The sequence below is a fragment of the Arthrobacter sp. LAR12-1-1.1 genome (assembly GCF_040676555.1).
GTDB lineage: Bacteria > Actinomycetota > Actinomycetes > Actinomycetales > Micrococcaceae > Arthrobacter.
Window position 1 is genome coordinate 47662 of record NZ_JBEGIG010000010.1, and the last position, 9785, is coordinate 57446.

Annotated in this window: 7 protein-coding genes and 1 pseudogene; 4 read left to right on the plus strand and 4 right to left on the minus strand. The window is 66.4% G+C overall.

What is annotated here, in order from left to right; all coding sequences use genetic code 11:
• Positions 1-16: 16 nt before the first annotated feature.
• Complete coding sequence (locus tag MRBLAR12_RS07745) at positions 17-1126, minus strand: HoxN/HupN/NixA family nickel/cobalt transporter (protein ID WP_364744901.1); 1110 nt, start codon at positions 1124-1126, stop codon at positions 17-19.
• Between the two features lie 197 nt (positions 1127-1323).
• Between MRBLAR12_RS07745 and MRBLAR12_RS07750 the strand changes: the two genes are divergently transcribed.
• Both MRBLAR12_RS07750 and MRBLAR12_RS07755 read left to right on the plus strand, forming a co-directional pair.
• Positions 1324-1839 (plus strand): mycothiol transferase, encoded by a 516-nt coding sequence (locus tag MRBLAR12_RS07750; protein WP_229995903.1) that lies wholly within the window; start codon positions 1324-1326, stop codon positions 1837-1839.
• Between the two features lie 13 nt (positions 1840-1852).
• Positions 1853-2971 carry an aminotransferase class V-fold PLP-dependent enzyme gene (locus MRBLAR12_RS07755; RefSeq protein ID WP_364744904.1) on the plus strand — a complete coding sequence of 373 codons (1119 nt, stop codon included), beginning with the start codon at positions 1853-1855 and terminating at the stop codon, positions 2969-2971.
• 36 nt (positions 2972-3007) lie between these two features.
• Here MRBLAR12_RS07755 and MRBLAR12_RS07760 read toward each other — a convergent pair whose 3' ends face one another.
• Both MRBLAR12_RS07760 and MRBLAR12_RS07765 read right to left on the minus strand, forming a co-directional pair.
• Positions 3008-4048: a Gfo/Idh/MocA family protein gene (locus MRBLAR12_RS07760; RefSeq protein ID WP_364744907.1), complete on the minus strand. Its 1041-nt coding sequence runs from the start codon at positions 4046-4048 to the stop codon at positions 3008-3010.
• A gap of 106 nt (positions 4049-4154) precedes the next feature.
• Positions 4155-4850, minus strand: coding sequence for a maleylpyruvate isomerase family mycothiol-dependent enzyme (locus MRBLAR12_RS07765; RefSeq protein ID WP_229995906.1), 696 nt, complete (start codon positions 4848-4850; stop codon positions 4155-4157).
• Positions 4851-5431: 581 nt separating this feature from the next.
• On the opposite strand from MRBLAR12_RS07765, the gene MRBLAR12_RS07770 reads away from it, so the two are divergent.
• Both MRBLAR12_RS07770 and MRBLAR12_RS07775 read left to right on the plus strand, forming a co-directional pair.
• A complete protein-coding gene (locus MRBLAR12_RS07770) occupies positions 5432-8845 on the plus strand; it encodes a choice-of-anchor D domain-containing protein (protein WP_364744910.1) in 3414 nt (1137 codons plus the stop codon).
• Between the two features lie 205 nt (positions 8846-9050).
• Positions 9051-9479, plus strand: a complete 429-nt coding sequence (locus MRBLAR12_RS07775; protein ID WP_229996172.1) for a nuclear transport factor 2 family protein — start codon at positions 9051-9053, stop codon at positions 9477-9479.
• A gap of 11 nt (positions 9480-9490) precedes the next feature.
• On the opposite strand, the pseudogene MRBLAR12_RS07780 reads toward MRBLAR12_RS07775, so the two are convergent.
• A pseudogene (locus MRBLAR12_RS07780) lies at positions 9491-9785 on the minus strand (HNH endonuclease); the annotation flags it as partial.

Genomic DNA, 9785 nt, shown 5'->3' on the forward strand with positions numbered 1-9785 from the left:
CATGCCGGGAGGGGTCTCAGCTGGCGCCGGACTGGCTCCAGCGCTGTTCGATCCGGCCAAATTTCCAGACGGCGAGCGCGATCAGCCAGATGATGACGAACAGTCCGACAATGATGTACCCGACGTTTCCGAGGTCCAGCGAACCGATGGCGGCCGCCGGCCCGGATTCGAGTCCCACCTTGTCCGCTACGACCCCGAGCAGCACGGTAACCCCGACCACCAGGGCCACAATCACCGAGAGCACCGTGACTGTGAGGTTGTAAAAGACCTTGCGGACCGGCTTCAGGAACGCCCACCCGTAAGCCCGGGACATGAACACGCCGTCGGCGGTGTCGAAAATGCTCATTCCGGCGGCGAACAGCACCGGCAGGACCAGGATGGCGTACCAGGGCAGGGAGAAGGCCGCGGAACCGGCCGCGAGCACGAGCAGGGCCACCTGGGACGCGGTGTCGAATCCCAGGCCCATCAGCAGGCCGACGGGATAGATGTGCCATGGCTTGGTGATCCGCCGGATGGTTCCACCGAGGAGCCGCGCCTGGAAGCCCCGGTTGTTGAGCTGGTGCTCAAGCTCAGCCTCGTCCAGTTCCCCGGTCCGCATGCCGCGGAACACCCGGGCGATGCCGATCACCGAGGCGAGGTTCATCAGACCGATCAGGATCAGGAACGTTCCAGCCACGACGCTTCCCACCAGTCCCAGCGTCTGCATCAGGGCCGAGTCCCCGTCCTGCACGGTCCCGGCCATGGCCCTCGCGCCGAGGGCCAGGAGCAGCGCCGCGCCGAACACCACGGTCGAGTGGCCCAGCGAGAACCAGAAGCCCACCCCCAGCGCGGCCTTTCCCTCGCCGACCAGCTTGCGCGTGGTGTTGTCGATGACGGCGAGGTGGTCGGCGTCGAACGCGTGCCGCACTCCCAGCAGAAAGGCGGTGACGCCCAGCCCTACCCCGTACACACCGGAGCGGCCCAGCGCGAAGTTCTGTGGAGCCACGGCCAGGGTCAACACACTCCAGCCGACCACGTTGAGCAGGAGGACGAAGCCGGTGATGCCGGCGAGATGGAACTTGTCCCGGCGTTCCCAGCGACCGGACGTCGCCCGCACCGGCTGCGCTACAGGCAACAAGTTGCTCATAGTTCGTAAGGGTAGGCGCGGGTGTCGCAGCTGCCAAGACCTCGCGGACTGTGCCCGGCCGGGTGGCCGCCGGCTGTGCCTTAGCGTGAGCCGTGGAGACCCAGACGCTCGGCCCTATCCGGCAGTGCGGCCTCCGTGCAAGCATGGGGCACACCGATCATGCACAGCACTCCGATCATGCACAGCGAGGGGACTCGATGAAATCCAATGAACTGCTGCTGGACGCCTTCGGCCGGATCCATGAGACGGTGGCCGCCGCCCTGGCAGAGGTCGACAATGCCACCTTGCTCCGACGGCCCGCAGGCAGCGGGAACTCGATGGCCTGGCTCATCTGGCACCTCGGCAGGGTCGAGGACGCGCAAGTGGCCTCCGCCGCAGGCCTGGACCAGGTCTGGACCTCGCAGGGGTTTGCTGCCCGCTTCGACCTGCCTCTTTCCAAGCGGGACACCGGCTACGGCCATACGAGCGGCCAGGTGGACGCGGTGCAGGCACCGCCGGAGCTGTTGCTCGAATACTACGACGCTGTGCACCGGCAGACTGTGGAATTCTTGAAGACCCTCGGCGACGACGACTTCGACCGCATCGTCGACACCCGCTGGGACCCGCCCGTCACGCTCGGGGTACGGCTGGTCAGCACCATTGCCGATTGCCTTCAGCACGTGGGGCAGGCCGCCTACGCGAAAGGCCTGAACCCCGCGCACGGGCACGGTTAGGGCGCCCGCTGCCATGCACGCCGCCGATATCCGCCAGCTCTTCCCGGGGCTCAAGGACATCATCTATCTCAACACCGCGACCACGAACGTCGGCTCCGCCCCCGCCCGGGAGGCCTACGAACTGGCGGCCGCGCGCTGGTCTGCCGGCCGGTTCGACTGGATGGAAGCCGAACGGGCGGGGGAGGACGCCCGTGCCATGTTCGCGGAGATCGTCGGCGCCACTGCCGGGGAGATCGCAATCGTTCCGGCCGTGAGCTCAGCCGCCGGGATAGTGGCGGCCAACCTGCCGCCCGCGAAGCACGGCGAGAACGTCGTGGTCGCCGAGAACGAATTCGCCTCGAACTACTATCCCTGGCTTATGCTCCGGCAGCGCGGCTACGAGGTCCGCGCCGTGGCTCCGGGCGGCGACGGCGTGACGGCCGAGGCGTTTGCTCAGGCGGCCGACGGCGGCACCCGCCTGATCGCCGTCAGCGCCGTTCATTCGGCCAACGGTTACCGGGCCGATCTGGGCGCGCTCAGCCGGGTCGCTGCCCGCTCCGGCGCCTGGTTTTTCGTCGATGCCTGCCAGGCGGCAGGCGCGGTGCCGCTGGACGTGGTCCGCGACGGCGTGGACTTCCTGGCCGCCGCGAGCCACAAGTTCCTGCTCGGTTCCAGGGGCATGGGCTACCTCTATGTCCGCAGCGGGCTGCTGGACCGTCTCCAGCCCATCGGCCCGGGCTGGAAGGCCGCCCGCAAGCCGGCCGAGAGCTTCTACGGGCCGGCTATGGACCTCTCACCCACGGCCTCGAAGCTCGACGCCTCATTGGCGTGGTTTCCCGCCCTGGCCGAGCAGGCGGCGCTCGGCATCTTCCGCCGGTTCGGGATCACGGCCTTGCTTGATCGCAACGCCCGGCTCGCCCTTCGCCTGCAGGATGCGCTGGCCGCGGAGGGCTCCGCCTTCCGGCCCTTCACCGAGCAGCACCGCTCGACCATCGTCTCCGTGCCGGTGAGCGATGCCGAGGCGGTCATGGCGCGGTTTCGCCAGGCCAACGTGGTGGCGTCGGTCCGCGAGGGCAGGATCCGGTTGGCCGTGCATTTCTACAATCTGGAAGAAGAGCTCGATCGCGTGGCTGAGTTGATCGGACGTGGCTAAGCGGCGCCGGCCAGTGCCGCCCCAGAACTGGGCCGCTTAGTCTCTCCAGCCTGACTTCTCGTCGCTGCTGTAGGCGAGGCCGATCTGGCTCCTGACTTCGTCCAAGGCCTCCATGACCTGAACGCTCTGCCGGGGCGGCAGGATGTCGTTGGCAGTGGCGTGCGCCGCGATGAGCCGCTCCATTTCCCGCGCCTGGTATTGCATTCCGCGGCCTGCGACAGGCTCATCGAAGCGCTCAGCGACGTTGCCGTCGGCGTCGTACCGGGTGAAGGCCGACGGCGTATACCAGACTGACGGGACCTCGATTCGGCCTTCGGTTCCCATGATCGAGGCCTGGTTTGGCCCTGCAGTATCCAGCGCGCAGTGCAGCACGGCCTGCTGCCCGTCCCCGTACTCGAAAATCATGGCGGTCTGCCGGTCAACACCGGTTTCCGTCATACTGGCCGCTGCCCGGATGCTGACCGGCGCTCCAAAGACGTCGAAGGCGAAGGACACGGGGTAGATGCCCAGGTCCAGGAGCGCTCCGCCGCCCAGCGCCGGGTCATTGAGGCGGTGCGTCGGGTCCTTGGGCAGATTCTGGTTGTGGTCCGCGATCACCGTCCGGACGTCGCCCAGCGCGCCGGATCGAATCAGCTCACGGATACGGACCATGTGCGGAAGATAGCGGGTCCACTTGGCCTCAAGTGCGATCAGTCCCTTCGACTCGGCCAGCTCCACAATCTCCCGGGCCTGCCAGGCGTTCATGGCGAAGGGCTTTTCAATCAACACGTGTTTGCCGGCGTCCAGGGCCAACAGGGCATTTTCGTGGTGGAACGGGTGCGGCGTCGAGATGTAGACAATATCCACGTCCGGGTCAGCCACGAGGTCCTCATAGCTTCCATGGGACGAGGGGATCTGAAACCGGGCCGCGAACTCCCGCGCCGATGCCAGGTTCCGGGAGCCCACAGCCTGGACCAATGAACCGTTGTCGATCAGGTCCGGCGTCTGCAGCCCGGCGATGAACCCCGTGCCGAGGATTCCCCACCTCGCAGCGGGCGCGGCGGGATCTGCGGTTCCGGTTGTGGCGTGCTCTGACATCTGTTTGGGTGCCCTTCGGGCAGGTGGTCACGAAAGCATTAGGCGAGGTTTGAAGCATCGGCAGCTTCCCAGGACGTGTTCGTATCCTAAGCCTGCAATCCGGGACTCACGGTGTGAGCGGACCCCGAAGCACGCGCAGGGCAACAGCGGCATCACCCTCAATGAGGGCGGTATCCTCCAGGTTGGATCGGCCCCACAGCCCGAGGTACATCACGGGCAATGGGGCGGAAATCGATGCCACGGCGGAATCAGGGCCCAGTGTCCAGGCGGTGGCCCCGGGCACCTGGAAGGTCACCGCCTTGTCCGGGTGCGGCATCCGCTCCAGTCGCAGCTGGCGCGGCGCGAACATCGCGAGGACCTCGTCGACGCCGTCGAGCATGAAGTCCTCACCCAGGGCGGGGACTGCCAGGCCAAGCGCCTGGCAGGCGTCGATGAGGTGGATGGCGTGTTCGTGGGCCTGGCGCCGAAGCCAGAACCGGGCGTTGTGCGGCGGCGGTCCGAAGTCCCAACAGGGTTTCTCGGGGTCAAGTGCCGTCATCGTCTCGAGGAAGGGTGCCGTGCCTTCGAGGAACCAGGCCGCGGCGCCCTCGGCGGGCGGTGCCGGTTCCTGGACGAAGGTGCCCTCACTGACCACAGTGGCGGCCCACCGCTCGATTGAACCGAGATGTCCGAATAGTTGCTCGAGCGTCCAGCCCGGGCATGCCGGAACGGCGCGGGCAAGGCTGTCTTCCGGCTGGCGGGCCAGCGTGCCGAGATGGTCCAGGGAGCTGGCAAGCTGGTGCAGGTATCGATCGGGCGACATGGGATGAGCCTAACGCGGCGCGGTACGGAGTCCGGCGCCCGCACTCCGGCTTCGCCCCCGTTGGGGTCCGCTCGGATCACCCCGTATTCACATGCCCCGCCATGGGCGGCCGCTGACCCGTCGGCCGAAAATGATGCGTTGCGGAGCCTCGCGAAGTGGGGCATCTCCACGTGGTTTTCCGGGAGGCAAGTAGGCAGTCGCGTTTGCCCAAGCAGCGGGCAAGTAGCGACCGGAGGAATACGGGCATTGCCCCGGCGAAGTTGAGTAGCAATCACTCGCGCGCTCTTCAAACCCCGCTTCTAGGCTCCAGGGTACTGGGTTAATAAAGTCAATGTAGTGGTCAGAAACTGGTCTCAGCCATGCATGATCAAACGGAATCTCGGGTGTCGTCCGGCCATTTTAAGGGCCTTCTTCGCGGTGGACGCACGGGTAGGACGCCGCATCCCCGGAAGCACCGGGCGGCCACGATCCACGCAACTTTGCCCCGACAACGGCCATGGTCCCGAGGCGCATGGGCTTCGCTGCTGTCGGCAACGCTCACACTCGCTGCGCTGTCCGTCGGCGAGACGGCCGTTGCGGACGTGAGGACCATCGCCAACGATTCCCTGCGGACCGGATGGGACAAGGACGAGCCCGGGCTCTCACCGTCGGCCGTCGCATCATCGAACTTCGGCAAACTGTTCTCTGCAACCGTGGACGGGCAGGTCTACGCCCAGCCGCTCGTAGTAGGCAGTACCGTGATTGCCGCGACGGAAAACAATGCCGTGTACGGGCTGGACAGCGCCACAGGTGCGGCCAAGTGGACCCGCAAACTCGGACCGGCGTGGCCGGCGTCGACCGTTAACTGCGGTGACCTCACGCCCAACATTGGAATCACGTCCACTCCGGTCTACGACCCGGCGACAAGGAGCATCTTCCTGCTCGCGAAGACGAATGACGGGGCCAGCAAGCAATTCCCGCACTGGTACATGCACTCCCTGGACGCGGCGACCGGAGCGGAGAAGCCCGGATTCCCCGTCACCATCCAAGGCGCCCCGACAAATGACCCCGCCCGCCCGTTCAACCCGATGACGGCGATGCAGCGCCCGGGGCTGCTGCTCCTGAACGGCGTGGTCTACGCAGGATTTGCCAGCCATTGCGACTACACCCCGTTCGTGGGCTATGTTGTCGGCGTATCGACCGCAGGCCGGCAGACGACGATGTGGGCGACCGAATCAGGCAACGCCAACGCGGAGGGCGGGATCTGGCAATCCGGCGGAGGACTGGTGTCCGACGGCCCCGGCCAAATCCTGCTCACCACAGGGAACGGCATTTCCCCCAAGCCCGGGCCGGGATCGAACCCCCCCAGCACTCTGGCGGAGGCGGTGGTCCGGCTCCGAGTCGGCACCGACGGCAATCTGAAACCCACCGACTTCTTCAGCCCGGCCGACAACGCGAAACTGAACCGAAACGACGCCGATCTGGGCGCCGGCGCTCCCGTCGCGATCCCGGACGGCTATGGCACCGCGGCACACCCGCACCTGCTGGCCCAAATCGGTAAAGATGGCACCATGTACCTGCTGGACCGGGACAACCTGGGCGGCATGGCGCAGGGGCCGGGTGGAACCGACGCCGTCCTGGACAAGGCCGGTCCGTACAGCGGAGTGTGGGGAAAGCCCGGGTTTCTCGGAACCACCAACGGGGGCTACCTTTACGTCGTCGAGAGCAACGGGTACCTTCGCGCGTTCAAGATCGTGACGAGCGCGGCGGGCGGGGTCAGCCTCGCCTCCGTCGGGACCTCCGCCGGCACGTTCGGGTTCAGCTCCGGTTCGCCGGTGGTGACCTCCACCGGCACAGACGGGTCCTCCGCCCTTGTCTGGGTGGTCTATGTCAGCGCAGGTACCGGGGCCGATGCGGAGCTGCGCGCCTACCGGGCAATACCGGACAATACGGGGAACCTCAAGGAAGTGTTTAGCGCCCCACTGGGTATAGGGTCCAAGTTCTCCTCGGTGGCCACTGACAAGGGCCGCGTATACGTGGGCACCCGGGACGGGCACGTCCTGGGCTTCGGCGCCCCGACTACGTCAGCGGTAGGGGCAAAGAACACCGACCTCGGTACCGCCAAGGTTGGCACCTCCGTGACCGGGAGCGTAACGATCACCGCATCGCGGGCGGTAACAGTCAGCTCCATCACGACGCGCGCCCCGTTCAAGATCGGAACCGGGCTCACGATGCCCCGGAAGTTGGCCAAGGGCGCGAGCATGACCGTGCCCGTGATCTTCGCTCCGACTGTTCCGGGCCAGGCCGACGGCACGCTGACGGTCAAAACGGCCGACGGCGAGACCGATCTCATCGGCGTCCACGGCGTCGGCACGAAGGAGGGCCTGGGCGCGACTCCCGCCGTAATCCAGTTCACCGACGTGCCGACAAAAACTGTCAGCCGGCAGACTGTCAACATCGTCAACACGGGCACAACCGTGGCAAAGATCACCGGGGTCACCCTTCCGGCAAACGCACAGCTCCGGGTCGACCCCGGCACGGTGCCGGCTGTGGGGCAGACGATCCAGCCGCTCGCATCGGTTGCGGTGTCCATGACGTTCAGTCCCACGTTGGCGGGCCCGGTGGCCGATACGCTCGTCGTCGCCAGTGACCGCGGGAAGGTGACCGTTAAGGTGGCCGCGACCGCCGTGGCCGGCGCGGCGCACCTGGAGATGCCGCACTCCCTGGACTTCGGTGACGTCCCCGCCGGGACGTCGGTTACCAGGGCTTTCGAGATAAAGAACACCGGCAACGTCCCGATGACCATCACGAAGGCGAAAGCGCCACAGGGCGTCTTCTCCACGACGACTCCCATCTCCGAGGGCTTGAAAATTCCCGCCGGTGAAACCGCGTACCAGACGGTGACCTTCGCGCCCACGGCCGTCGGGCAAGCAGGGACGAGCGAGACCTTTTACCTGATCACTGCGGACGACGGCCAAGCTGCTCAGAAGGTCATGCTCACCGGGAACGGTACCGATGACCCCATCGCTGCTTACGGGTGGAAGATCAATGCAGGCCGCCCCGGGTCGAGCCTCGGCCGGTCGCTGACCGCGGAGTATGCCGTGGGAGTAGGCAAGTGCCAGGACTACACCAGAGGAGTGATCTGCTGGTCAACCAAGACCGGGGCCCATGCAGTCCTCAATGAGATCTACAAGCGGTACAGGGCCGAGGGCGGCGCCGGTGGTCCCTTCGGCTTCCCGACCTCGGACGAGAAAGTGTCGCCGGACAAGGTGGGGAAGTACAGTGACTTCTCCGGTGCGGGTGGGACTTCGATCTACTATTCGCTGACCACCGGGGCGCGCTCTGTGACCGGCGCGATCAGGTCCAAATGGAGGGCACTGGGCGCGGAGACAGGACCCTTGGGGTATCCGATCACCGACGAGAAGCGCACCCCGGACGGGGTGGGACGGTACAACCACTTCTCCGGTGCGGGTGGGGCATCGATCTACTGGACACCGACAACCAAGGCCCACTCGGTAACAGGGGCCGTCCGTGCCAAGTGGGCGTCGCTGGGCTGGGAGACGGGCCTAGGCTACCCGACCTCTGACACTACGGCGTCTGCGGACAAGGTGGGGCGCTACAACCACTTCTCAGGTGCGGGTGGAAACTCGATCTTCTGGTCACCGACGACGGGGGCGCACTTTGTCCTGGGGGCCATCCGGTCCAAATGGGCTGCACTTGGCTGGGAGACCGGCCCGCTGCGGTATCCGATCACGGACGAGGAGGGCACCCCGGACAGGGTGGGGCGGTACAGCCACTTCTCCGGTTCGGGCGGGGCATCGATCTACTGGACGCCGACTACCCAGGCGCACTCGGTGACCGGTGCGATCCGGAATAAGTGGGCGTCGATGGGCTGGGAGAAGAGCCGGCTGGGTTATCCGACGAGCGACTCGTACACGGTATCCGTCGGCCGGGCAACGGATTTCCAGCACGGGCGGCTGACGTGGAATGCGACGGCCAAGACGGTCACCGGATAGCGGTGCCCGCGTCAGTTCAGAAACTCCCGGACCGATTGGCGTCTGGACCTCATCGGTCTGGACCTGATCGGTCCGGACCTGTTCCGCCTGGAAGTGGGTGAGTGCGGCGGCGTAGATTGACGATGCGGGCAGACCGATCTCCGGCCCCGGTGCGGTCCGCCAACGAGCCTGTGCATGAAACCCCGCCATGCCGAGGAGTGATCCGATGAGTCAACTTATCCAGCGCCTGCTTGCAGCGTTCAATGACCACGACCTTGAGGCAGCCGCCGCGTTGTTCCATGAGTCGTATAAGAGCGTGCAACCGGTCCACCCGGCCAGGGCATTTGTGGGACGGGCGCAGATGCACGCGAACTGGGCAGCGATATTCGCTGGCGTTCCCGATTTTCATGCAGAAGTGCTCCGCTCCGCGGACGACGGTAACACCGCGTGGAGCGAATGGACCTGGGCCGGCACCCGCACCGATGGGCGGCCCTTCGACATGCGCGGCGTGACGATCTTCGAGATCGAGGACGGCCTCATTACGAGCGGAAGACTCTTCATGCAAGAGCTTGAACGAGGGGACGTGGGCATCGCAGAGGCAGTCCAGACGCTGACGGGCCGCCGGCCGGACCGGCCCACGGGTCCGGTGGACTGAAGTGGCTGGTCTCAGGCGGCCGAAGGAAGGCTGCGCGCGCTTCTGAGCGTTTTGGCCTGGTGCCGGAGCTGGCGCCGGTGCCGGGAGCCCGGCTGATCCGTTGCTGATGGGCGGAGCGGCGTTCCGGGCAGGGGTGGTGCAGTGGAGTGGTAGGTGTGGCCGGTGGGGGTGGTGAGTTCGATGGTGTGCCTGTGCCGGTCGCCGCTGCCGGAAGCGGATCCGGGTGCTGGGCGGGCGGTCCAGCCGGGGGTTTCTTTGGTGTGGTTGCAGGCTTCGCAGAGCCCTGCACCGTTGGCCTGGGCGGTT